This window comes from Gordonia sp. SID5947 (assembly GCF_009862785.1).
In the GTDB taxonomy this organism is placed as follows: domain Bacteria; phylum Actinomycetota; class Actinomycetes; order Mycobacteriales; family Mycobacteriaceae; genus Gordonia.
This window is the reverse complement of sequence record NZ_WWHU01000001.1, coordinates 3,967,038-3,990,447: the sequence shown is the minus strand read 5'-3', so window position 1 is coordinate 3,990,447 and position 23,410 is coordinate 3,967,038. Positions and strand designations below refer to the sequence as shown.

Genomic DNA, 23,410 nt, shown 5'->3' with positions numbered 1-23,410 from the left:
CGTTGCCTCCGTGACACCGACTCGAGGCCCGAGATCCGACCGCTTGTCGTCGGCCCGTGTGTACCTGTGCACCGACGCCCGTCGCGAACGCGGTGATCTGATCGAATTCGTCTCCGCGGCCCTCGCCGGTGGTGTCGACATCGTGCAGTTGCGCGACAAGGGATCGCCCGGCGAGACGCGGTTCGGCACGCTGGAGGCCCGCGAAGAACTCGAGATCCTCGCCCGGCTCCGCGAGGTGACACACCGGCACGACGCGTTGCTCGCCGTCAACGATCGTGCCGACGTGGCCGTCCTCGCCGGCGCCGACGTCCTCCATGTGGGACAGGGCGATCTGCCCGCGCGCCTCGCCCGACAGATCGTCGGCCCCGACGTCGTCATCGGGCTGTCCAGCCATGACGAGGAGCAGATGCGGGCCGCGGTCGCCGACGACGATGTCGACTACTTCTGCGTCGGCCCGTGCTGGCCGACCCCGACCAAACCCGGGCGTGCGGCACCCGGACTCGATCTGGTCCGCGCCGCCGCAGCCACCGATCCGCCCATGCCGTGGTTCGCGATCGGCGGCATCGACGCCGGCCGACTGCCCGAGGTCCACGCGGCAGGCGCGCGTCGCGTGGTGGTGGTGCGGGCGATCACCGCCGCCGACGACGCCCGGTCAGCTGCCACGCAACTGCGGTCCGCGATCAGTCGCTGACGAACGTCACCGCGTCCGCCAGGTCCGCCCGGGTGGTCCGGAAGGTGTTGACGGGGGCGTCGGCGTCCGCGTAGCCGAACGAGATCCCGGCCACCACGTGGCGATCGGCCGGGATGTCGAGCTCGCGGTGAAGGAGTTCGGAGTACGAGGCCAGTGCCGCCTGCGGTGCCGCGCCGAGACCGAGGGACTGGGCCGCGAGCAGGAACGTGCCGATGTAGAGCCCACAGTCCACTGCACCGTAGGCACCCAGTGATTCGGTGGTCGTGATGATCGCGACGTGCGGCGCGTCGAAGAACTCGAAGTTGCGACGCATCTGCATCGCCTTGCCGAGCTTGTCCTCCCGGGTGATCCCGAGGGTCTCGTACAACGCCATCCCGCATTCGCGCCTGCGCTCTTGGTAAACACCTTCGTAGCCGGGCGGCCAGGCGATGTCGGAGGAGATCGCCCCGCCGGAGTCGACCTGGTCGAGGAGCGCCTGCCGCAGGCGCGCAGTGCCCTCGCCCTCGGTGACGACGGTGTGCCACGGCTGGGTGTTGCACCACGACGGCGTGCGCTGCGCGAGTCGTAGCAGGCGGTCGATGTCGGCACGTGGCACGGGCTCGGGACGGAACTGACGGCACGTCCACCGTTCGTCCATGATCTGTTCGAGCACAGCCGTGCCCACCTCGCGATCGACAGTCCCGGTCATCTCGCCATCCCTCCGTCACGACCGAACCCTCGTTCGGTATCCGGTCCGACGCTAGCGGAGCGAGTCACAAGCCGGTTGCCGCGCCCCGACGTGCGGGTCTATCGTGAGCGGATCATGTTGTGCATGCAGAGCATTCTCGTAACCCGCCGCAGCGGGGTCTGATTCGACCGACCCCCCGCTGCGGGGTCGTTGCGCTCTCTGCCCGTCGGTCACCTCTCATTCGACCGAAACGAACACACGAGATGCACAGCCTTCATCTTTCTCAGCAACCCTGTCCCGGCGACCCACCCGGGCAACGGCGCGGGCGTGACCCGTTCGCGCTCAGGTTCGGATGCGCCCTGCCACGCGGTATGCGTGAGGAGGCAGCCGACATGACCTGGCAAGGATTCGCCGACGAGTATGCGCCGGCCGGCGCCATCCGGCTGGGTTCTTTCAGCATGAAAACCGGTCGCGACGACATGGTCACCTGCCGCGCGACCATCGCCGTGGCCGACCGGATCATGTCCCTGCAGGCCAGGGCCGCCGGACCGATCGGCGCGATGACATCGATGCTCTACGAGGTCGGCGCACCGATACAGATCGTCAGCCTCCACCAGCGCGAGGTCGACGGGACGGTGACCACATTCCTGCTGTGCGAGGGCGACGACCGGCAGTGCTGGGCCTACGGCAACGGCGCCACCGGCGACGAGGCCAACGTGAACGCGCTGATCGCCGGCGCGAATCGGCTGCAGGCCCCGATCAGCTCTGTGGGTCGAGGGCGTTGATGCGGTCTCGCAGTCCCGGCCAGGCGTTCCCGAACGCCGGGTGCAGAGGCAGTTGCGCCACGTCGTTCTCGGGGACCCAGCGCAATTCCGCGGATTCGAAATTGGCCACCGTGCGCACCGGCTCGTCGACCTCCGCGATGACCGTGGTGTACGTCCAGCCACTCGGCGCCTGATGGGTGACGAGCGCGGCGACCACGTGCAGGTCGTCGCCGCCGACACCGGCTTCCTCATGAGCCTCGCGGACGGCGGTGTCGATCGCACTCTCATGGGAGTCGCGCGCGCCGCCGGGCAGACCCCAGGTTCCGCCCTGATGCGACCACACGGCGCGATGCTGCAGCAGGATTGCCGTCGCGCCGTCTGCCAGCGGCGCCCGCAACAGCAACCCGGCAGCGCCGTGGCGCCCCCAGTAGCGCGAACCGTCCGGATCGATCACCCATCCGTCTCCGTCTCCGCGCACCCTGCCTCCTGACGTGGTTTCCCGTCCGCTGACCCGGACCTCCCCACGGTATGTGAGTTGTGGGACACAGGCCAGGGAAAGTCGAACCGGATCTGCGATCTCAAAGGCGCGGGACACGGCCGCTCACGTCGAGCCGGACGGGGCACCGAGGACTAAGGTTGACACTGGTGAGGAACACCGATCCCGACCGGGAGGGAGTGGTCACCGATACCGCCGACGCGGTACCTGAAACGTGTGCGCAGCCCGGTGCGACACACAAGGTGGAGACCGTGAGCCCGACGCCGGCAAGCCCGGCACTACCGGAAGGCGACGCCGGAATTATGGAGAATTCGGAAGGACCGTGAGGTGACCGGCGACGTCTCGCATATGCGGACCGCGCTCACCCGCGCGGGCCGGACCATCCGGCCCACTTCTTCCGCCCCACCGATCCGGCAGGTGCTGGCAGACCGCCGGGACCTGGTCGCCGCCGCCCGTCAACGCGCCCAGTCGCCACTGACGACGATGCGGCACTACGCGGTCACCAGCCCCGGCAAACTCATCCTGATCCTGGTGATCCTGGCTATCGCCTGCGTGGCCACCGGGTTGTACGCATCAGACACCCTCGAGAAGCGCACCGAGACGCTGCGCGAGATGATCGACCGGACCGAGCCTCTCGCTGAGGCCTCCCAGGTCCTCTACAGTTCGCTCTCCATCGCCGACGCCGCCGCGAACTCGGCGTTCATCTCGGGCGGTCTGGAATCCCCGGAACTGCGCACCCGCTATTCCGATGCACTGGCAACCGCGTCGTCGTCATTGATCACCGCCGCCGGCACCACTCACGACCTCGCCGACTCCGAGAGTGCGACCGTTCAACGGCAGACCAACGCCGACCTGCGGACGCTCGCCATCAACATCCCCGCATACAGCGGACTGATCGAAACGGCACGCACCAACAACCGCCTCGGCAACCCGGTCGGTTCCTCCTATCTCGGGCAGGCCTCGGCGATGATGCAGGACAAGATCCTGCCCGCTGCCCAACGACTCTACGAACGCCGTTCCCGGTCGATCGCCGATCCCCAGAGCACCCTCACCGTCCCGCCGTGGGGGTGTACGCGGCCCTCATCGTGCTCATCGTCGGGCTCGTCGCGACCAGCCGCTACCTCCGGATACGCACCCGGCGGCGCTTCAACATCGGCGTGCTCGCCGCTCTCGTCGCGGTGATCGGGGGGACGGTGTGGCTGTTGGCGTCGGGTCTCATGTCCGTCGCAGCCACCAACAACGCGCGCATCGACGGGGCCGATCCCCTGCGGGACCTGACGTCGGCGCGCATCCTCACCCAGCAGGCCCGATCCGCGGAGACCCTCTCCCTGGTCCGTCGTGGCGATCAGGGCGACCTGGACCGGACCTTCACCGATGCCACCGCGAGCATCGGCCGGACCCTCGACGAACTCGGCAAGGACCGCGACGACTCGAGTGCGGTGTCGGAGGGACAGCTCTACAACGCCAATTATGTGCTGACGAGGTGGAAAGAGCTCGACGCGCAGGTCCGCTCGCAGATGAGTGCGGGAAACTTCGCACGGGCCCGGATGATGACCGTGGGAGACGGGCCCAATTCGACGGCGCAGGCGTACGGCGACCTGGATCGGGCGCTGGTCGACACCATCACCACCACCCGGCTCTCCTTCCGTGACGACATCAACACCGCCCAACGGGTCCTCGGATACACCGGCACCGGCATCCTGCTCCTGACCCTGTTCGCCGCAGCCGCGGTGGTGATCGGGCTCATCCCTCGCATCCGGGAGTACCGATGACGTGGACCGGCAGACATCGTGGGCGGCTGGCCCGGGCAGCAGCGGCGCTGCTGTTCGTCTGTGCGGCCGCCACCGGATGCGTACGGTTTCCGGCGCCGCCCTCACCGCCGCCGGTGGCGTTCGGTGTGCAGCCCACCCCGCCGGGCGCGGAGACCGGCGCGGCCCGTGAGCCGGCACCGAACTCCGAGAACTGTGATGCGACCGCGAGCCTGCGGCCGGGCCCCATGCCCGTGCCCGCTCAGATGCCACAACGCACCACCATGGCCGACATCCTCGGACGGGGGCGCCTGATCGTCGGCCTCGACATCGGCAGCAACCTGTTCAGTTTCCGCGACCCCCTCACCGGCGACGTCCAGGGATTCGACGTGGACATCGCGCGGGCGATCGCGCAGGCGATCTTCGACGACCCCAGCACGATCGAGTACCGCGTCCTGAGCTCGGCCGAACGCACGCAGGCCCTCATCGATCACAGCGTCGACGTGGTGGTCAAGACCATGAGCATCACCTGCGACCGCGTTCGCGACGTCTCTTTCTCCAGCCCGTACTACGTTGCATCCCAACGAATTCTGTCCACCCGCACGTCGGGCATCGACGGTCCGGCCGCCCTGGCGGGCAAACGGGTCTGCTCGGCACGCGGCGCCACCTCGATCGGGCGCATACAGTCCATCCAGCCGCGTGCCAGAATGGTCACCACCACCACCTGGGCGGACTGCCTGGTGATGATGCAGCAGGGACAGGTGGACGCCACGACCACCGACGACGCCATTCTCGCGGGTCTCGCCGAACAGGATCCGTGGGTGCAGCTGGTCGGCCCGAGTCTCGGCAAGGAGTACTACGGAGTCGGCATCCCCAAGGGCCAGGACGACATGGTGCGCTTTGTCAACGGGGTGTTGAACGAACTGCGCGTCAGCGGGCGGTGGCAGCAGATGTACGATCACTGGCTGTCCATCCTGGGGCCGGGTGACGGTCCTCCACAACCCGTGTACCGCGACTGATCCGACGAGTGACTGCGAGATGAGCGAGCACCAGAAGAGCACCGACACAACGACTCCCGCCGATGACGCGGGAGAGGTCGAGCTGGGCACGCAGGCCGTCAGTCGCGACGAGCTGATAGGTGAGGACCTCGTCGACCTCGATGTCGGGACGCAGGCGGCGAGTCGCGACGACCTCGACGTCGGCACGGTGGCAGCCAGTCGCGACGACCTCGACGTCGGAACCCAGGCCGCCGATCTCGCGGACCTCGACGTGGCGACCAGGGCGGCTGCGCCAGACTCGGGCAACACGACGACCGATCGCGTGTCCGGTCGGTCGCGCCCCACCATCCCCACCGAGGTGGCCGGGTTCGGCTCGTCTCGGCGACTCATCCCCCGCAATCGTTCGATGGTGCACGACCGCCGACTAGGCAGCGGTCTGGTCGAACTACCCAAGATCACCGACATCGAACCCGCCGACGCGGTGCTGACCCACCCGGTCATCGCCGAACGCAAACGATACTGCTGGCGATGCGGAAAGCCGGTGGGACGCAGCGCAGGCCCGGGACAGGGCGACCTCGCCGGGGAATGCCCACATTGCGGATCACGCTATTCCTTCGTACCGGGGCTCGCCCGCGGGACGCTGGTCGCCGACCAGTATGAGATCACCGGCGCAATCGCCCACGGCGGGCTCGGCTGGATCTACCTCGCCATCGACCGCAACGTGTCGGACCGGCCGGTGGTGCTCAAGGGCCTGCTGAACTCGTCGGATTCCGAGGCCCAGGCGGTGGCGGTCGCCGAGCGGCAATTCCTGGCATCGGTCAATCACCCCGGCATCGTCAAGATCTACAACTTCGTCGAGCACGTGAACGAGTTCGGCGATCGTTTCGGCTACATCGTGATGGAGTACATCGGTGGCCAGACGTTGAAGCAGATGACGACCGACGAGGGCAGTTCCCGCAGCTCTGTCAGCGGTCCGCGCGAGCGCCGGACGGACGGCGCCGACGACACACCCGACGACACCGCCGAGAACGACGACACGCACCTGCTACCCGTCGAGATCGCCATGGCCTACATGCTGGAAGTCCTTCCCGCCGTTGGCTATCTACACTCGGTCGGCCTCGTCTACAACGATGTCAAGCCGGAGAACATCATGGTCGGCAGCGACGAGGTGAAGCTCATCGACCTCGGCGCCGTCTCCCCGATCAACGGCTATGGCCACCTGTACGGCACCCCCGGGTTCCAGGCACCGGAGATCGTGAAGACCGGCCCGCAGATCGCCACCGACATCTACAGCATCGGCCGTACCCTGGCCGCTCTCACCGTGGACATGCCCAAGGTGGACGGGCGCTACCTCGACGGCCTGCCATCCCCGAGGACAACGCGGTGCTGGCCGACAACCCGTCGTATTATCTTCTGCTGCAACGGGCCACCGCCACCGATCCGGCGGAGCGATTCGCCTCGACGGACGAGATGACCACGCAGGTCCTCAATGTCCTGCGCGAGGTCGTCGCGGTGCACACCGGTGTCCCCCGCCCGTCGCTCTCGACGGTGTTCACGCCGCAACGATCGACATTCGGGACCGACCTGATGCTGGCCCCAGTGGACGGATTCTTCGATCCCGAACAGGCCGCCTTCTACGATCCCGTCGACATCGCGCGCGCCCTGCCGCTGCCGCTCGTCAATCCGCTCGATCCCGCTGCGGGACTGCTGACCTCGGCCGCGTTGTCCGATCCGCGTCAGACCCTGGATTCGATTCACGCCGCGCGAGCCGACGGTTTCGCGTCGCTGCTCGGGCGCCCCACCGACAATCCGCATCCGTCGCTGGAGATCGACCTCGCCGAGGCGCGGGCACATCTGGAACTCGACGACGTCGACACCGCACTGGAACTGCTACGCGATGTCTCGGCGCACCACGGGGATTCGTGGCGCATGCAGTGGTACATGGCGATCTGTGCACTGATGAACGACGAACCGGAGCTGGCCTACGAGCGGTTCAGCGACGTCCTGCAGGCCATGCCCGGCGAGGTGGCACCCAAGCTCGCGGTCGCGGGGACGGCGGAGCTGATCGGACGCTGGTTCTCCGACGAGAACTCGCCCTCGGACGATCATCGGCGCCGCATCACCGAGCTGTTCGACATCGCCGCACACCACTACCACGATCTGTGGCTCACCGATCACGCGATCGTCACCGCCGCATTCGGTCTCGCCCGCCTCGCGGTGGCGGCAGGCAAGGTGGACGAGGCGATCGAACCGCTCGACGAGGTCCCGCCGACGAGCCGTCACTTCAACACCGCACGCGCAACGGCAGTCCTGGCACTGGTCCACGGCAGGCCGATGCGCACCATCACCCGCGAACACATCGTCGAGGCGGCGCGACGGGTCGGGGTGATGCCCGACAGCGAGCCCCGCAAACAGCGACTTCTGCTCATCGTGCTCGGCACCGCGCTCGGCTGGGTACACGAGAACCCGGACATGGACCCGGATCTCCAGCCGACGGTGCTGCTCGGATATCCGTTCACCGAGCCGGGCCTGCGGACCGGGACCGAACGGTGTCTGCGCGGACTGGCACGGCAGACACGGCTCAACCGCGATCATCGTTTCATGCTGGTCGACCTGGCCAACTACGTGCGTCCCGACACGCTGTTCTGAGGCGGGGGGTTCGGAGTCGAGGTTCTGAGCGGGGTCTGAGCCGGGCTACGCCTCGGCGACGACTTCCGCCGACTGGCGGGCGATCGCCAGTTCCTCATTGGTGGGGACCACGAGGACGTCGACCCGGCCCCCGTCGGCGGAGATCCGTCGGGCATGGTTGGCCCGCACTGTATTCCGCTCCGCGTCGACGACGATGCCGTAGTTCTCGAGGTCCGCGAGGGCATCGGCCCGGACGCTCGCCGCATTCTCTCCGACGCCGGCGGTGAAGGTGATCGCGTCCACGCGGCCCAGCTCGATCATGTACGCGCCGATGTACCGGCGCAGCCGGTGGATGTACACCTCGTAGGCCTTGCGTGCGCCGGCATCGCCGGCCGCCATCTTCTCGGTGATGGCACGGAAATCGTTCTCACCGCACAGACCTTTGAGTCCCGACTGCTTGTTCAGCAGCGTGTCGATCTGATCCACACCGAGTTTCGCGACGCGGTTGAGGTGCATCACGATCCCAGGGTCGATGTCACCGCTGCGGGTGCCCATCACCAGTCCCTCCAACGGCGTCATGCCCATCGACGTGTCGACAGGGCGTCCACCCGCGATGGCCGACGCCGACGCCCCGTTGCCGAGGTGCAGCACGATCTGGTTGATCTCGCCCACCGGCCGGCCGAGGAACTCCGCCACCTGACCGGAGACGTACTCGTGGCTCGTCCCGTGAAACCCGTACCGGCGTATGGCGTGCATGCTCGCGACACCACGATCGATCGCGTAGGTGGCCGCCGCGTCGGGCAGCGAGTGGAAGAACGCGGTGTCGAACACGGCGACCGCCGGAACGTCCGGCAACAGTTCCCGGGCCGCGTCGATCCCGATCAGGTTCGCCGGATTGTGCAGGGGGGCAAGGGTCGAGATCCGCCGGATCTCGGAGATCACCTCTGTGGTGATCAGCGTCGGCTGGTGGAAGATCCGGCCGCCGTGCACGACGCGATGTCCGACCGCACGCAACCCGGCCGTCGCGAGATCCGTTCCGTGATCGGCGAAGAAGCGCATCGCCAGCTCGACCGCCGCCCGGTGATCGGGCAGCTCCCGCCGCTCGGTCGCGGACTCGCCGCCCTGCTCGTGGGTGATCGACGCATCGTGTTCGCCGATTCGCTCCGCGATACCGTCGGCCACCACTTCCTCGGTATCCGGATGGAGCAGTTGGTATTTCAATGACGACGAACCTGCGTTCAGGACCAGCACCGCACCGTCGGCAGTTGAACTCATCGGGTCACCTCCGCGGCCGACGCCGGTTGTTGCTGCGCCTGGATGGCGGTGATGGCGACGGTGTTGACGATGTCGGAGACGAGGGCGCCGCGCGACAGGTCATTGATCGGCTTGTTGAGACCCTGCAGGACCGGGCCGATCGCGATTGCATTCGCGCTGCGCTGCACGGCTTTGTAGGTGTTGTTGCCCGTGTTGAGGTCGGGGAAGATCAGCACGGTGGCCTGTCCGGCGACGGGTGAGTCGGGCATCTTGGTGGCCGCCACACTCGGTTCGACGGCTGCGTCGTACTGGATGGGGCCTTCCACCAGGATCTCCGGTGCGCGTTCTCGAACCAGGTCGGTGGCGATCCGCACCTTGTCGACGTCGGCGCCGGAACCGGATTTCCCCGTCGAATAGGACAGCATGGCGACTCGCGCGTCGATCCCGAACTGCTCGGCCGTCTGTGCGGACGATATCGCGATGTCGGCGAGTTGCTCGGCGGTGGGGTCGGGAACCACGGCGCAATCACCATAAGCCAGTACCCGATCCGCGAGGCACATGAAGAACACGCTCGACACCGTCGACACCCCGGGGGCGGTCTTGATGATCTCGAACGACGGCCGGATGGTGTGCGCGGTGGTGTGCACCGCGCCGGACACCATTCCGTCGGCGCGGCCGGTGTGCACCATCATCGTGCCGAAATACGAGACATCGCGCATCGTCTCGGTGGCGCGGTCGAGATCCATTCCCTTGTGCTTGCGCAGGTCGGTGTACAGACCGGCGAACTCGTCGACCAGGCTGGAGGTCGCCGGGTCGATCACCTCCACGCCGTCGAGGTCGAGAGCGAGTTCCTGTGCGCGCGTGTGTATCACGTCCTCGTCACCCAGTAGGGTGAGTTGTGCGACGCCCCGGCGCAGCAGTCTGCTCGCCGCCCGCAGGATGCGGTCCTCCTCCCCCTCCGGCAGGACGATGCGCTTGGGGGTCGAGCGGGCCTGCGCAATCAGGCTGTACTCGAACATCTGCGGGGTGACCACGGACGGGGTACGGACGTCGAGCACCTTCATCACCGCCTCGGGGGCGATGTGTTCCTCCATCAACGCGAGTGCGGCCTCGATCTTGCGTGCCGATCCGACCGCGATCCGTCCGCGGGTGTGGGCTGCGGTCCGCGCGGTCTCGTAGGTGCCCTGTTCACACGAGATGATCGGCAAGGTCGGTTTCAGTCCGCTCACCAGCGCCTGGATCATCGGATGCGGCCGGAGGCCGCCGTTGAGGATGATGCCTGAAAGTCTCGGAAAGCCTTGCGCTGTATTGGCATTGACCAGTGCCAACAGCACATCGGAACGGTCCGCCGGCGTGATGACGACGGTCCCGTCGGTCAGCCGCTCCAGGATGTGCTCGACCGTCATGCCGCCGACCATCACCTTGAGCGCTTCACGGTCGAGGAGTTCTTCGTCGCCGCTGTAGATCTCGGCACCGAGTGCATCCTTCAGTTCGGCCATGGTCGGCGCGAACAGGACCGGGGCCTCCGGCAGACACCATGTGGGGGTACCCGTCTTCTCCACCTCTTTGCCGATCACCACCATCAGCTCCGGCTCGCACCGGTTGACGACGATCGCAGCGGTGGTGGCGTGCACGGCCGAGATCTCGGTGAGGAGCAGATCCGCGAGCCCGTGGAGTTCGGTGGCGCTGCGTCCGGTTGCCTTGATGGCCAGGATGATCGGCGCCGCCAGATTGGCCGCGATGCGCGCGTTGTAGCTCAGCTCGGAGGGGTTGCCGACGTCGGTGTAGTCCGAACCGATCACCAGGACCGTGTCGCAGCGCGCCTCGACGGCGTGGAAGCGCGCGACGATCTCCCCGATGGCGCCTTCTGGGTCCGCATGGACCTGCTCGTAGGTGACGCCGATGCAGTCCTCGTAGGGCAGGTCGGCCGAAGCGTGATCGATGAGCAGGTCGAGGATGTAGTCGCGTTCACCTGCCGCGGCACGTGAGATGGGACGGAACACGCCGACCCGCCCGCCGGTCGCCGAGAGGAGTGCCAGCAGGCCCAGCGCGATTGTGGACTTGCCCGTATCGCCCTCCGCGGACGCGATGTAGATGCTGTTCGACGTGCCGGTGTCTGCACCCATGTCCGCCAGCCTATCGGCAGCCGGGGGCTCAGAGCATGATGCCGGGATTGCAGACACCGTCGGGATCGAGTGTCTGCTTGACCGCGCGCAGTGCCTCGAGCGCGAGTTCGCCGATCTCGGCGTGGTAGGCATCACGGTGATCGCGCCCCACCGCATGGTGATGGGTGATACCGGCGCCGGCGGCCCGGATCGCGTCGTTGGCCGCGCCCTTCGCCGCCTTCCACTGGGCGATCGGGTCGTCCGCCTGTGGGCAGACCACCGTGAAGTAGAGCGATGCCCCGGCCGGGTAGACGTGGCTGATGTGACACATCACCAACGGGGGCGTACCCGCCGCGGTGAGCGCGTCGGTGAGCGCCGCGGTGACCGAGGCCTTGAGATCGCCCAATCGCGACCAGTAGGTGACGGTCTCGAGGGTCTCCACCAGGACGCCTACGTCCAGCAGCGGATCACGCAGATACGGCCCCCGGAATCGACCGGCGCGCCACGCCTCACCGGGTCCGGTGCCGAGGCAGGTCCCGCCGGCGTTCTCGAGAACGCGTCGCGCCGCCACACGGCGCATCTCGGCCTCCTCATGGCGGCCCTCGTATCCGACCACCACCAGAACGCCACCGGCCGCCGTCGCGTCGGCATCGGTGCCCGCGGCATCAGGGTCGGCGAGGTTGATCGCGGTCTCCACCTCGTCGGACAGTCGCAGCACGGTGGGCATCGGCCCGTCTTGCGCGAGCGTTCGCAATGCCGCGGCACCCGAGTCGAAGTCGTCGAACCGCCATCCCTCGAACAGCCGATACTCAGGTGTCGGACGGATGCGGACGGTGACCTCGGTGATGATGCCGAACGCCCCTTCGGAACCGAGGACGAGCTGGCGCAGATCGGGGCCGGCCGCCGATCTCGGCGCCGTGCCGACCACGATGGTCCCGCGCGGGGTGGCCAGGGTCAGGCCCTCGACGATCTCGTCGAAACGGCCGTAGCCCGCCGAGGATTGACCGGCCGATCGGGTCGCCGCGTACCCGCCGATGCCCGCGCCGGCATACGACTGCGGGAAGTGTCCGAGCGTGTATCCCCTGGCTCGCAACAGTTCCTCGGCACGAACTCCGCGCACGCCCGCCTGCAACGTCGCGGTGCGGGAGATCTCGTCGATCTCGACGAGGTCGTCGAGGCGGCACAGGTCCACACTGACCACGCCCACGAACCCGACGCGATCAGGCGTGAGGCCGCCCACGACGGAGGTGCCGCCGGTGAACGGCACGACGGCGACGCGATGCGTCGCGCAGATCTGCAGAATGCGGAGCACGTCGTCGTGTGACCCCGGGGTGACCACGAGATCCGGGGCATCACTCGCGTCACCGCTGCGCAGCGCCAGGATGTCAGGCGTCGAGTAGCCACGGGTGTGGTCGATGCGCTGACGGTGGTCGGCCGTCACGTTCGCCTCCCCCAGCGCGTCGACGAGGGCCGACCGCGCAGCGGCCGGGATCGCCGGGTCGTCGAGAGTCACGTCGTCGGGGTCGGTGCCGGTGTCGACGGGGTTGTCGCCGCCGACGAGGGCGGCCGCTGCGGCGGGAAGCTGTCCGGGCGTCGCCGGGTCACCCCACCGCGGTCTGCGCAGATGGACGACCGGCAGTGCGGTCTCGTCGGTTGGCCGTGACTCGACGTGTTCTCCCATGACAGACAGCCTCCTCGATGCGTTACAGATTCAGCCTAACTGTCACGCACGGGGAGGCGCACGGGTGTCGAGGGCGCCGGCCTCGAGCTCACTTGACGATGGCACGCACCACGAGGTCGGCGACCTCCTCGTCGGACAGCGCGCTGTCAGGGATGAGCATCAACGAGTAGATGGTGCGCACCAGGAACTCGGCCGCCCCCGCGCACTCGGGTACAGCTGATCGCCGATCTCCGGCTGGAGGTCGGGGAGGGTCTGCGCCACGATCTGATGGATCAACGTCGGTCCGCCCGCGTCCTTGGTGGCCACCAGGGCACGAACGATCTCTTCTGGCTCGTTACGCAGAACGTACTGCAGCGCTTCGTGTTCGCGGATGTACGGGAGCACGTTGCGGATCTGCGCCCGCACCTTGCCCGCCGCGTCGGGCTCGGCGTCTGCCCATTCGCGCAACTTCACGCGCAAGGTCGCGACCTCACGTTCGACTATCGCCGCGATGAGGGCGTCCTTGCCGCCGAACATGCGGTACGCGGTCGCCCGGGCCACGCCGGCCTGCCGCGCAACCGATGTCAGGCTGAGCGCCTTGGCACCGAAGCGCGACACCACGCCCACCCCGACATCCACCATCCGGTCACGATCCATGACTGTCAAAGATATCGGAACCGCGACGGGACATCGGTCGGCCGTGGCCGGGCTCAGCCGACAGTCGGTGTCGTCGTGGTGGCCGTCGTGGTCGGTGTCACCGTGGTGGTCGGTGTCACCGTGGTGGTCGGTCGCACCGTCGTGGTCGGTCGCACCGTGGTGGTCGGTCGAACCGTCCGCGGCCGCACCGAGGGCCGCGTCTCGGGGCTGGTGGACCGCCGGGGCGTCGAGCGTTCGGGCGAGGCGAAAGTCGCGGTGAACACGGCTCGACGCGCGACCTCCTTGCCGACCGGCGCCGCGCTCTGGCAATCCACCACATAGGTCTGTGCGCCCGGCAGGGCCGAGGTGGCGCTGACGGTACCCCGCGCCCGAGGTCCAAGGGTGACGGTCGCGGCGGGCGGCCGAGGACCGGGCCGACCCAGCGTGCAGATCACCGGAACCGGACGAATTCCATTGTTGCGCAACGAGACATGCACAGTCCGCCCGGATGTGTGGAACACGCAGTCGGGGCCGGGCCGGAGCCCTGGAACTGTCCGCACGAGGACCGGGTCGGCGCGGCCGAGGACGGGGAAGGGTCCGCGACGAGCATTGTGATGCCGCTTCCCGCGGCGACGAGCCCGCCGGCGGCGATGACCACGACCAGTTTTCGCATGCGTGCGCTCCTCGACGACCTGCGTCAACCCTAGCCCGTACGGGCCGGCCTCGATACCTCGTCCTCGACGGCGGTGAGAGAGGCCGAGCGCCGCATGCGCACCGTCCCCCGGCCGATGGCCACCCCGGCGAGACACAGGACGCCCCCGACGATCCGGATCGCGGTCGGCAGTTCACCCAGGAACCACCACGACATCAGGATCACGATCGCGGGTACCGCGAGCGTCGACGCGGCGAGCTTGCCGGCGTCCGTGCGCGCCAGCGCGTAGGCCCACGTGGTGAACGCGATCGCCGTCGGGCCCACGCCGAGGTAGATGATCGCGCCCACCTGGCCGGGATCGGCGGCGACGAGTTCACGTATCGCGGTCGGAGCGAACGGCAGCGTCGCGACCAGACCGGCAACCGCGCCGAGCCATGTCGCGGTGACGGCATCGACGTCGCGCAGTGCCACCTTCTGCAACAGCACGCCCGCCGCGTAGAGGACGGCGGTCACCACCCCGAGTACCAGACCGAGCCAGTCGGCATGTGCGCCGTCGCCGCCGATGGTGATCAACACGACCCCGCTGAACGAGATCACGATCCCGATCACCAGCATCCGGGAGAATCCTTCGCCGAGGAAGAACCCCGCGTAGACCGCCACGATGATCGGGGCGAGGTTCACCAGCAGCGCGGCGGTTCCCGCGTCGAGGTGTTGCTCGGCCCAGTTGAGCACCACGCTGTACGCACCGAACCACGCGACGCCATAGGCGATGACGAGACCCAGGGATCGGCCACGGGGCCAGCGGGTCCCGGTCCGTACCCGCCTCGCGGTCCGACCACGCGCGACGACGAGCACCACGCTCAGCGCCGCGACACCGAACAGCAGCCGCAGGAACGCCATCGACCCTGGCGAGAACATCGTCCGAGGTCGCGGATCACCACGAAGGCCGACGCCCAGAGCACCACCGTGACGGTCGCCGCGATGGCCGGTCGATAGATCGGGTCGGAGGTCCGCGAAGGCATGCCACTCAGCATCACCGCTCCAAGCGGTTAGCACAAGCGACCATTCGTTGTGGACAGTTAAGTGCTGCTGTAGTTTCGTTTCATGATCGACCCCCATCGGCTCCGTGTCTTCCGTGCCGTCGTCGCGGAGGGATCGATCGGCGGCGCGGCGCGGACACTGGGCTACACGTCGTCGGCGGTGAGCCAGCACATCTCCGCACTCCAACGGGAGACCGGCCTGGCGCTGGTGGAACGCGACGGACGCGGTGTGCTGCCGACCCAGGACGGATTGATCCTCGCCCAGGAGTCCGCGGCCGTGTTCGACCATCTCGCACGCCTCGACGGGATCGTCAGCGACCTCCGGCACGGCCGTGCCGGGCGCCTCTCGGTGAGCTACTTCGCATCGGCCGGGACCACCTGGATTCCGCCGATCGTCGCCACCATCACGCGGGAGTTCCCCGACATCCGACTCGATCTACGCCTCCTCGAGCTCGCCGAGGACACCCCGCCCGGGCCGGATATCGAGGTCTACGTGGACGGCGCGGCCACCTCGCCGTTGCGCGGTTACGACTGCGAGCATCTGGTCACCGAACCGTACTACGCTGTCGTGCACACTGATTCGCCGCTCGCCATCGGCGGTCGCGTCACCCTCGGTGAGCTCGCCACCCGATCCTGGGTGGACAACGACATCGCCCGCGGGCCCTGCCGGCAAGCGTTGCTCGATGCGTGCACCGCGATCGGATTCACTCCCGACTTCGGTGTGCAGACCCAGGACTTTCCGACCGCGATCCGATTCGTCGCGGCCGGCGTCGGACTCACCGTGGTTCCCGAACTCGCACTCGTCGGCCTGCCCGACGAGGTGGTCGCACTACCGATCGACGACCCCACGCCGAGCCGCGCGATCTGGGTCCGCCGCCATCACCGGGTGGCGGACAGCCAGGCGGCCGACCGGGTCGTCGAGCTGCTGCGGTCGGCCGTCAGACCGACAGCTTGCGCAGCCGAGGCGCGAGATCCTTCTCGAAGTTCGTGAGGAACCGGCGCTGGTCGTGACCGGGGGCGTGGAACACGAGGTGGTTGAGCCCGCAGTCGGTGTAGAACTTCACCTTCTCCACCGCCTCGTCGGGGTCGGACGCGACGATCCAGCGCTTGGCGACCTGCTCGATCGGCAGTTCGTCGGCCAGGCGTTCCATCTCCGTCGAGGAGTTGACGCTGTGCTTCTGCTCGGCGGTGAGCGACAGCGGGGCCCAGAACCGGGTGTTCTCCAGCGCCAGCTCGGGATCCGGATCGTAGGAGATCTTGATCTCGATCATCCGGTCGATGGCGTCGAAGTCGCGCTCGGCTTTTTCTGCCCCCTCCTTGACCGCGGGGATCAGCTTCTCCTGGTATAGCTCGGCACCCTTGCCGGAGGTGCAGATGAAGCCGTCACCGGCGCGGCCTGCGTAGCGGGCCACCACCGGGCCGCCGGCCGCCACGTACACCGGGATCGGCTTATCCGGCACGTCGTACATATACGCGCCCTGGGTCTTGTAGTACTCGCCGTCGAAGTTGATCTCCTCGCCGGTCCACAGCTCACGCATGAGCTTTATCGACTCGCGCAGACGTGCGAAACGCTCCTTGAACTCCGGCCATTCACCCTGAAAACCGGTCGCGTACTCGTTGAGGGCCTCACCCGTGCCGACACCGAGCATGATGCGCCCGGGATACATGCACCCCATCGATGCGAAGGCCTGCGCGATCACCGCCGGGTTGTACCGGAACGTCGGGGTCATCACCGACGTCCCGATCTGCACCCGCTCGGTCCGCTCGCCCACCGCGGCCATCCAGGCCAGCGAGAACGGGGCGTGCCCGCCGTTGTGGCGCCACGGCTGGAAGTGATCGCTCACCGCCACCGAGTCCATGCCGTGTTCCTCGGCCGCCACCGCGATCTCCACCAGCTCACGCGGATCGAACTGCTCCGCCGACGCCTTGAAACCGAGCTTGAGTTCTGCCACGTGTTACCTCGCTCCTGACGGCCGCGGCTTGTCGAGCACGCGGTTCACCGATCGATCACTCTGTTCCAACGTACTCACGACCGTGTGGTCGTGCTGCGAGAGGTCGGCGAACAGCCCACCGAGATGGCGATCAATCTTGTCGGTGGGGCGGCATAGAGTTCTTGTCAACGGGATCGACGAGTTGATGTGAGTGCCGGAGCGAGCCGCGGCAGGACCCAGTAGGGTTCGGCGGCTTGGTCTTTCAGAGAATGTGAATGCCGAATGACGACCCCGACGGTGTTCGTTCGTTCTCTGGAAGGCGTGTCCGATGTCGGGTCCGGCGTGGCGACTGGCGACCTGGTGGGGTGAGCCCTCACCATGGCCGGATCTGCCTGCCCGCTTCACCGGGCAGGTCGACGTCGACGACATCGCCGAGGCCGACACCAACGATCTGATCGGCAGCCTGGTCTCGGCCCAACGCGGACGCTCGTTCTTGGCGTGGCGGGATTACCGGGTGGCCGCCGAGTTGCATGCGCGGTTGGTGGGCACCGAGTCGGATCCGCATGATGTCCTGCTGGTGGACGGGTTCGCCGACTGCGCGGCACGGATCGCCGTCACGTTCGGCATCGGCCAGCCCAAGGCCGAACAGCTGATCAATGAAGGCCTCGCGCTGCGGGACCGGTTGCCCCAGGTCGCCGAACGATTGCGCGAAGGACGGGTCTCGGCGGATCGGGTGACGACGATCATCGCGCGCACCGACCTCGTCGACGGACGTGACTGTGCCGCGCAGGTGGATGCCGAGATCGCTGCCCGGTTGGATCTGCATGAAGGGGCCTGGTCCGCCGAGCGGCTACGCACGATGGTGGATCGCATCGTGTTCCGCCATGATCCCGACGCGGTGCGCGAACGCCGCCAGAATGCGCTCGACGCCCGCGGCGTGTCGACCCAGCCGCTGCCGGATCAGATGGCGAAGTTCTCGGCGACCATGTCGGCCGAGAACGTGCGGCTGTCGGATGCGTCGGTCAAGGCGTTGGCTGCCGCGGCGTGCTAACACGACGAGCGGACCACACAGCAACGTGCCTCCGATGCCGTATTCGCGTTGTTGACCGGCACGCCTTTCGAATGCGAATGCGGCCGTGACGACTGCGATGCAGAGATCCCGAACCCGAACACGATGCCGCCCGCCGACAGCACCGTCGTCATCCACGTCGTGGTCGATGAATCCACCCTCGACGGCGACGCCGCGAACGCCGGGTTCATCGTCGGGCACGGCGTCATCTCCGATGATCACGCCCGCGACCTCGCCGCGCGGCCCGATGCCGTGATCAAGCCACTCGTACCAAAAGGAACACCGCAGAACGCCGACGGCTCGTTCACCCTGCCGGCACATCTGCCGTCGGATCCGTACCGGCCGACCACCGCCTTGGACACCTATGTGCGCGTTCGCGACGGCTCCAGCGTCATCCCCGGGTCGGAGGTGTCCGCATTCGACGCCGACCTCGACCATGTCGAGGAGTTCGACCACGCCCACCCGGCGGCGGGTGGGCAGACGTTGCCCGACAACCTCAACGCCAAACACCGCTTCGGCCACCTACTGAAGACCTTCGGGAACTGGGTCGATGACCAGTACCGCGACCGACACGGCACGCTGACGACCGAGTTCACCACACCCGAGGGACTCGTCATCCCTGGCGATGCGGAGAACCTGGAGATCTTGTTCCCGGGACTACGGCGCATCCGTTTCAAGGCACCGGCCGAGGAGGACGCCGAGCCGTCCGCAGCCCGCATCGAGGAGCCTCCCACCCGAGCGACCACCCGGGTGGCGGCCAAGCACGCCCGCCGACGCCAGGAGCGCGCACGCAACCGACGACGACGCGAACTCGAGGGTTGATGACACCTGCGCGAAACAGACCGCGCGACTACGCCGTGCGCGAAACGTGACCCGAGAAGTGGACTTCAAGTTAGCTTTAAGTTCTACCGTGGTCGTCATGAGCATGGAATCGGTGGGCTGGGACACCATCTACAAATCGACGAACGCGCCGGAGGCACGGAGTCTGCGCGGCGAGCGAGGCACCACGCTGCGGCGCATCGCCGGGTTCGCGAGGCCGCACCGGCGCCGGATCGCCCTGTTCCTCGGCTTGTCAGTGCTGACCGCACTGTTGACGGTCGTCACGCCGCTGCTGGCCGGACGCGTGGTCAACCTGATCACCGGCAGCGCCGACGCCGGTGGGTCGAGCAGCCAGGGCGGCGCGATCGTCGGACTGGCGCTGTTGATCGCGCTCATCGCCGTCGTCGAGGCGGGGGCGGGCGTCGCGACCCGCTGGTTCTCCGCCAACATCGGCGAGGGACTGATCCTGGATCTGCGCCGCTCGGTGTTCGACCACGTGCAGAAGATGCCGGTCGCGTTCTTCACCCGCACCCGCACCGGCGCGTTGGTGAGCCGTCTGAACAACGACGTCATCGGCGCGCAACGGGCGTTCAGCGACACGCTGTCGGGCGTCGTGTCCAATGCGGTGACCCTCGTCCTCACGCTTGGTGTGATGATCGCGATCAGCTGGCAGGTGACTCTCCTCGCGCTGGTGCTGCTGCCCGTGTTCGTGGTCCCGGCGCGCCGCATGGGCAAGCGGATGGCGTCGCTGTCCCGCGAGGCCGCGGAATACAACGCGCGGATGTCGACGCAGATGACCGAACGATTCTCGGCTCCGGGCGCGACCCTGGTGAAGCTGTTCGGACGTCCCGACACCGAGTCGGCCGAGTTCGCCGACCGCGCAGATCGGGTGCGCGACATCGGAGTCCGCCGTGCGATGCTGCAGGCCTACTTCATGACCGCGCTCACGCTGGTGTCGGCGCTCGCACTGGCCCTCGTGTACGGGCTCGGCGGGTGGCTCGCCGTCGGCGGCCACCTGTCCGCCGGGGCCGTGGTCTCCCTGGCTCTCCTGCTCACCCGGATGTACGCGCCGCTGACCGCGCTTGCCAACGCACGCGTGGAGATCATGAGTGCCCTGGTCAGTTTCGAGCGCGTCTTCGAGGTCCTCGACCTCGAGCCACTGATCTCGGACAAGCCGGATGCCCGACCGGTGCCGCCCGGCCCGGTCTCGGTTGCCTTCGACGACGTGTCCTTTGCGTACCCGTCGGCCGACAAGGTGTCGCTCGCGTCGCTGGAAGAGGTTGCGCAACTGGACAACCGAGGTGGTTCGACGGTCCTGCACAACATCGACCTCGAGGTCCCGGCCGGGACGATGACCGCACTCGTCGGGAGTTCTGGGGCAGGCAAGTCGACCATCGCGAACCTGGCCACCCGCCTCTACGACGTCGATGCGGGCGCCATCCACCTCAACGGGGTGGATCTGCGGGATCTGCAGAGCGCGTCGGTCCATCGGACGGTCGGCCTGGTCACCCAGGACGGTCACCTCTTCCACGACACGGTCCGTGCCAACCTGGCACTGGCCGATCCGACGGCCCACGAGGAGCAGATCTGGGACGCACTGCGACGGGCGCGCCTCGACGACCTGGTGGCGTCGCTGCCCGACGGCCTCGACACCGTCGTCGGCGAACGTGGCTACCGCCTCTCCGGCGGCGAACGTCAGCGCCTGACCATCGCGCGGCTCCTGCTGGCACAGCCGTCGGTGGTGATCCTCGACGAAGCGACCGCCCATCTCGACTCGACGTCGGAAGCCGCGGTGCAGGAGGCACTCGCCGAGGCGCTCGTGGGACGCACCTCCCTCGTCATCGCGCATCGCCTGTCCACCATCCGCGCCGCCGACGAGATCGCAGTCCTGGAAAACGGCCGGATCGTCGAGCGCGGTGATCACACCTCGCTGCTGGCCCGCAACGGGCGCTACGCCGAGCTCTACCGCACGCAGTTCGCCGAGGACCCACCTGTCTGCGACGAAGAGCTCACCGCCTGATCGATGGTTGCGACCTTCAGGGCCGCGCGGACCACTCATGCCAGACGAGATCGCGCATGACGATGACGGGTCCGTCGGGCCGCTCCGCGCGGTACTGGGGGTACTTGTCGGCCAGCAGGTCGATCGCGCCGGCACCCTGCGTGGTCTCGGCGTCGATCACGTCGGCGAGCCCGTCGACGCGGACCCACCACAGAGCAGACCAGTCGTCGGAATAGCGGTCGGCGAGCAGTGTCACGGCGGGGTTGGCCGCGATGTTCGCGAGACGACGCAGACGACGGGTGCGTTTGGGCTTGTGATCGACGCAGGAGTAGATCACGTCCGCGTCGGGAGCGAGCGCGAAGACGACTGGCACGAGATGCGGCACGGCATCGTCACCCACGGTGGCCAGCCGGGCGACCCGGGCCGCACCGAACCGTTCCCGGGCGGATGTCATCGCACCGTCAGTCGTCGGGATCCGTGGTGCTCGGGCGCGGCGGCGGCGTCAGCTTGCGGCGCCGGAACTGCAAGAAGATCAAACCGATGTTGACCAGCACGATCGCGATGCCGATGATCACCCACAGCCATTGTCCGTCGCGCCACCAGTTGACGGTCAGGAGCGCCACGCAGACCATCAGGATCACCGAGCCGACGATGGTCATCCCGCGGGAGAAGCCGAGGGCCCCTCGTTGGAAGTCGTTGTTGATCATCGCAACACTCTCATCGCAGCACTTTCATCTCAGGTCTGGATCGTGATCACCACGGCGATCGCCACGGCGATCACCACTATCCCAACGATCAGGAACATCACGTGCGACGGCCCCGGCATCTCGCCGCCGTTCTGGAGGGCGTCCATCGTCCGTCGCCATCGCCACCCACCGAGCAACGCGATCACGCATCCGAGTCCGACCATCACCAGACCGAGCGCGGCCTCGACCACGGGGTGAGCGATGTCGTCGGCGACGTAGACCACGGCAACGCCCGCGGCCATGAAACCGAGCGCGGTCCGCACCCAGGCGAGCACCGTGCGTTCGGCGGCAAGCGTGAAACGAGCATCGATCGCGCCCGGCACGTCAGACGAGCCGGCGACCACGCCGTCCTCGTCATCGGCGCGTCCGGACTCAGCCGGCCCGTTGGCCCTTTCGGTCGTCAGCGTCCTTGGCCTCTCGGATTGCGTGGGTGACGAATGCGGCGATCACCTCGATCGCATGCACCGTCTCCGGGTGTCTTGTGGTGAGCACGGGAAACGCGTGCACCTGCCAAGAGTAACTGTGGCCGACGGCGTCGACACCCGCGTGGTCGAGCTTCTCGACCAACTCGATCACGTCGGCCTCGAGCATCTCACCCTCTGCGGTGACGATCGCGGTCGGCGGAAAGTCGGAGTCGGCGATCTCCGTTATCCGACGAGTGCCGGTGAACGGGATCGGCCCACGGTCGAAATGCTGGGCGAGCTGCGCCATCTTGCTCTTCGGGATATAGGCATCGGAGCGACTCGACCGATCGGGGTTCGTCCCGACGTCGAGGTCGAGAAGCGGCGAGACGCCGACGAACGCGGCCGGGCGCGGCAGTCCCTCGCGGGCGGCCGCCTCCACGATCTTGCCGGCCAGGAAGCCACCCGCGGAGTCGCCCGCGACGATGACGCGCCGATATCCGCGCTCACCGACGAGTTCGCGGTAGGCCTCCACGGCATCCGACGCCGACGTCCCCACCCCCGCCGATGGCAGCTGGCGGTACTCGAGAGAGAAGACCGGGAGTCCGCACGCACTCGACAGCCGGCTCGCGATCGACCGGTGGGTACCGAGCCCGCATACCAGAAATGCGCCGCCGTGCACGTAGAGGATCGCAGTCTCCGAGTCGCGGCCGGACGGACCGGACGGCATGATCAGCTCGACCGGCCTCTCGGCAAGGGTCATCTGCTCGCGCACCACGCCGCGGGGCTTCGGTCCGACGGCGATCACCCGGTCGATCAGGAACAGTCCGGCCATCCCGGCCGTGTTGAGCGGCCAGAGCGTCAGCGCGGGCCGCAGCAAGGTCCGCGCTCCGAGCCAGAGCGGATACGACAGGAGACTGGGTGTGCGGTGCTGGACTATCGGCATACTCGTGCCTCCTCATCCAGCGAGGTCGACCATGCGGCGGTGGTGGCTGCTCGACACACCGGAAGTCGGGACGTGCTGAGATACATCAGTTCGAAAACTACACCGGTAAACTCCGGTGTCGCCTGCGATTTGCCGGGTTCGAGTGCCTCCTCACCGTTCG

The 23,410-nt window shown here is 67.7% G+C and carries 17 protein-coding genes and 5 pseudogenes; 10 read left to right on the top strand and 12 right to left on the bottom strand.

The annotated features are described in order from the left end of the window. Window positions 1–10 precede the first annotated feature (10 nt). Window positions 11–691: a thiamine phosphate synthase gene (thiE, locus tag GTV32_RS18240; RefSeq protein WP_343287375.1), complete on the top strand. Its 681-nt coding sequence runs from the start codon at window positions 11–13 to the stop codon at window positions 689–691. On the opposite strand, the gene GTV32_RS18235 is transcribed toward thiE, so the two are convergent. Then, complete coding sequence (locus GTV32_RS18235; protein WP_161061512.1) at window positions 681–1,379, bottom strand: nitroreductase; 699 nt, start codon at window positions 1,377–1,379, stop codon at window positions 681–683. The two genes, thiE and GTV32_RS18235, sit on opposite strands and share 11 nt — an antisense overlap. Before the next feature lie 371 nt (window positions 1,380–1,750). Between GTV32_RS18235 and GTV32_RS18230 the strand changes: the two genes are divergently transcribed. Continuing rightward, complete coding sequence (locus GTV32_RS18230) at window positions 1,751–2,143, top strand: hypothetical protein (RefSeq protein WP_161061511.1); 393 nt, start codon at window positions 1,751–1,753, stop codon at window positions 2,141–2,143. Here GTV32_RS18230 and GTV32_RS18225 read toward each other — a convergent pair. Next, window positions 2,118–2,600 (bottom strand): NUDIX hydrolase, encoded by a 483-nt coding sequence (locus GTV32_RS18225; RefSeq protein ID WP_161061510.1) that lies wholly within the window; start codon window positions 2,598–2,600, stop codon window positions 2,118–2,120. The genes GTV32_RS18230 and GTV32_RS18225 overlap by 26 nt on opposite strands. A gap of 345 nt (window positions 2,601–2,945) precedes the next feature. On the opposite strand from GTV32_RS18225, the pseudogene GTV32_RS18220 reads away from it, so the two are divergent. The 3 genes and pseudogenes from GTV32_RS18220 to GTV32_RS23925 all read left to right on the top strand — a co-directional run bounded on the left by GTV32_RS18220 (window position 2,946) and on the right by GTV32_RS23925 (window position 8,013). Continuing rightward, window positions 2,946–4,390: pseudogene (locus GTV32_RS18220) on the top strand (hypothetical protein). After that, a complete protein-coding gene (locus GTV32_RS18215; protein ID WP_161061509.1) occupies window positions 4,387–5,385 on the top strand; it encodes a glutamate ABC transporter substrate-binding protein in 999 nt (332 codons plus the stop codon). The pseudogene GTV32_RS18220 and the gene GTV32_RS18215 overlap by 4 nt, the downstream one beginning before the upstream one ends. A 19-nt stretch (window positions 5,386–5,404) precedes the next feature. Further along, window positions 5,405–8,013: pseudogene (locus tag GTV32_RS23925) on the top strand (tetratricopeptide repeat protein). A gap of 45 nt (window positions 8,014–8,058) precedes the next feature. On the opposite strand, the gene GTV32_RS18205 reads toward GTV32_RS23925, so the two are convergent. From GTV32_RS18205 to GTV32_RS18190, 4 genes and pseudogenes are all read right to left on the bottom strand, one after another. Continuing rightward, window positions 8,059–9,267 carry an acetate kinase gene (locus GTV32_RS18205; protein WP_161061508.1) on the bottom strand — a complete coding sequence of 403 codons (1,209 nt, stop codon included), beginning with the start codon at window positions 9,265–9,267 and terminating at the stop codon, window positions 8,059–8,061. After that, a complete protein-coding gene (pta, locus tag GTV32_RS18200; RefSeq protein ID WP_161061507.1) occupies window positions 9,264–11,372 on the bottom strand; it encodes a phosphate acetyltransferase in 2,109 nt (702 codons plus the stop codon). Before pta ends, GTV32_RS18205 begins: the two co-directional genes overlap by 4 nt. Before the next feature lie 28 nt (window positions 11,373–11,400). Further along, a complete protein-coding gene (locus tag GTV32_RS18195; protein ID WP_161061506.1) occupies window positions 11,401–13,032 on the bottom strand; it encodes an FAD-binding oxidoreductase in 1,632 nt (543 codons plus the stop codon). Between the two features lie 88 nt (window positions 13,033–13,120). Then, window positions 13,121–13,668 (bottom strand): annotated as a pseudogene (locus tag GTV32_RS18190) (TetR/AcrR family transcriptional regulator). Between the two features lie 75 nt (window positions 13,669–13,743). Here GTV32_RS18190 and GTV32_RS18185 point away from each other — a divergent pair. Further along, window positions 13,744–13,989: a hypothetical protein gene (locus GTV32_RS18185; RefSeq protein ID WP_161061505.1), complete on the top strand. Its 246-nt coding sequence runs from the start codon at window positions 13,744–13,746 to the stop codon at window positions 13,987–13,989. 149 nt (window positions 13,990–14,138) lie between these two features. Further along, window positions 14,139–14,354: a hypothetical protein gene (locus GTV32_RS18180; protein WP_161061504.1), complete on the top strand. Its 216-nt coding sequence runs from the start codon at window positions 14,139–14,141 to the stop codon at window positions 14,352–14,354. Here GTV32_RS18180 and GTV32_RS18175 read toward each other — a convergent pair. Continuing rightward, window positions 14,351–15,333, bottom strand: a pseudogene (locus GTV32_RS18175) (DMT family transporter). The gene GTV32_RS18180 and the pseudogene GTV32_RS18175 overlap by 4 nt on opposite strands. Window positions 15,334–15,403: 70 nt before the next feature. On the opposite strand from GTV32_RS18175, the gene GTV32_RS18170 reads away from it, so the two are divergent. Further along, on the top strand, window positions 15,404–16,330 hold the full coding sequence (locus GTV32_RS18170; RefSeq protein ID WP_161061503.1) for a LysR family transcriptional regulator: 927 nt from the start codon (window positions 15,404–15,406) through the stop codon (window positions 16,328–16,330). Here GTV32_RS18170 and fgd read toward each other — a convergent pair. Beyond that, window positions 16,278–17,291: a glucose-6-phosphate dehydrogenase (coenzyme-F420) gene (gene fgd / locus GTV32_RS18165; protein WP_161061502.1), complete on the bottom strand. Its 1,014-nt coding sequence runs from the start codon at window positions 17,289–17,291 to the stop codon at window positions 16,278–16,280. The genes GTV32_RS18170 and fgd overlap by 53 nt on opposite strands. A gap of 307 nt (window positions 17,292–17,598) precedes the next feature. Between fgd and GTV32_RS18160 the strand changes: the two are divergent. Both GTV32_RS18160 and GTV32_RS18155 read left to right on the top strand, forming a co-directional pair. Next, window positions 17,599–19,161, top strand: a pseudogene (locus GTV32_RS18160) (DUF222 domain-containing protein). A 97-nt stretch (window positions 19,162–19,258) separates the two neighbouring features. After that, window positions 19,259–21,178, top strand: a complete 1,920-nt coding sequence (locus tag GTV32_RS18155; RefSeq protein WP_161061501.1) for an ABC transporter ATP-binding protein — start codon at window positions 19,259–19,261, stop codon at window positions 21,176–21,178. 16 nt (window positions 21,179–21,194) lie between these two features. Here the strand turns inward: GTV32_RS18155 and GTV32_RS18150 are convergent, their stop codons facing one another. The 4 genes from GTV32_RS18150 to GTV32_RS18135 are packed head-to-tail and all read right to left on the bottom strand — an operon-like array spanning window position 21,195 to window position 23,250. After that, complete coding sequence (locus tag GTV32_RS18150) at window positions 21,195–21,611, bottom strand: TIGR03668 family PPOX class F420-dependent oxidoreductase (protein ID WP_161061500.1); 417 nt, start codon at window positions 21,609–21,611, stop codon at window positions 21,195–21,197. A gap of 7 nt (window positions 21,612–21,618) precedes the next feature. Then, on the bottom strand, window positions 21,619–21,864 hold the full coding sequence (locus GTV32_RS18145; protein WP_161061499.1) for a hypothetical protein: 246 nt from the start codon (window positions 21,862–21,864) through the stop codon (window positions 21,619–21,621). A 29-nt stretch (window positions 21,865–21,893) separates the two neighbouring features. Next, window positions 21,894–22,247, bottom strand: a complete 354-nt coding sequence (locus GTV32_RS18140; RefSeq protein WP_161061498.1) for a DUF202 domain-containing protein — start codon at window positions 22,245–22,247, stop codon at window positions 21,894–21,896. 28 nt (window positions 22,248–22,275) lie between these two features. Then, the gene (locus GTV32_RS18135; protein ID WP_161061497.1) at window positions 22,276–23,250 is read right to left on the bottom strand and encodes an alpha/beta hydrolase; all 975 of its coding nucleotides are present in this window, start codon (window positions 23,248–23,250) and stop codon (window positions 22,276–22,278) included. Window positions 23,251–23,410: the final 160 nt, after the last annotated feature.

Bases quoted from the DNA above. Each gene is read 5' to 3' on its own strand.
- GTV32_RS18180 (WP_161061504.1), top strand. From the start codon at position 14,139: ATGCACAGTCCGCCCGGATGTGTGGAACACGCAGTCGGGGCCGGGCCG.
- GTV32_RS18230 (WP_161061511.1), top strand. From the start codon at position 1,751: ATGACCTGGCAAGGATTCGCCGACGAGTATGCGCCGGCCGGCGCCATC.
- GTV32_RS18235 (WP_161061512.1), bottom strand. From the start codon at position 1,379: ATGACCGGGACTGTCGATCGCGAGGTGGGCACGGCTGTGCTCGAACAG.
- GTV32_RS18135 (WP_161061497.1), bottom strand. From the start codon at position 23,250: ATGCCGATAGTCCAGCACCGCACACCCAGTCTCCTGTCGTATCCGCTC.
- GTV32_RS18205 (WP_161061508.1), bottom strand. From the start codon at position 9,267: ATGAGTTCAACTGCCGACGGTGCGGTGCTGGTCCTGAACGCAGGTTCG.
- GTV32_RS18150 (WP_161061500.1), bottom strand. From the start codon at position 21,611: ATGACATCCGCCCGGGAACGGTTCGGTGCGGCCCGGGTCGCCCGGCTG.
- GTV32_RS18170 (WP_161061503.1), top strand. From the start codon at position 15,404: ATGATCGACCCCCATCGGCTCCGTGTCTTCCGTGCCGTCGTCGCGGAG.
- GTV32_RS18145 (WP_161061499.1), bottom strand. From the start codon at position 21,864: ATGATCAACAACGACTTCCAACGAGGGGCCCTCGGCTTCTCCCGCGGG.
- GTV32_RS18195 (WP_161061506.1), bottom strand. From the start codon at position 13,032: ATGGGAGAACACGTCGAGTCACGGCCAACCGACGAGACCGCACTGCCG.
- pta (WP_161061507.1), bottom strand. From the start codon at position 11,372: ATGGGTGCAGACACCGGCACGTCGAACAGCATCTACATCGCGTCCGCG.
- GTV32_RS18155 (WP_161061501.1), top strand. From the start codon at position 19,259: ATGAGCATGGAATCGGTGGGCTGGGACACCATCTACAAATCGACGAAC.
- GTV32_RS18215 (WP_161061509.1), top strand. From the start codon at position 4,387: ATGACGTGGACCGGCAGACATCGTGGGCGGCTGGCCCGGGCAGCAGCG.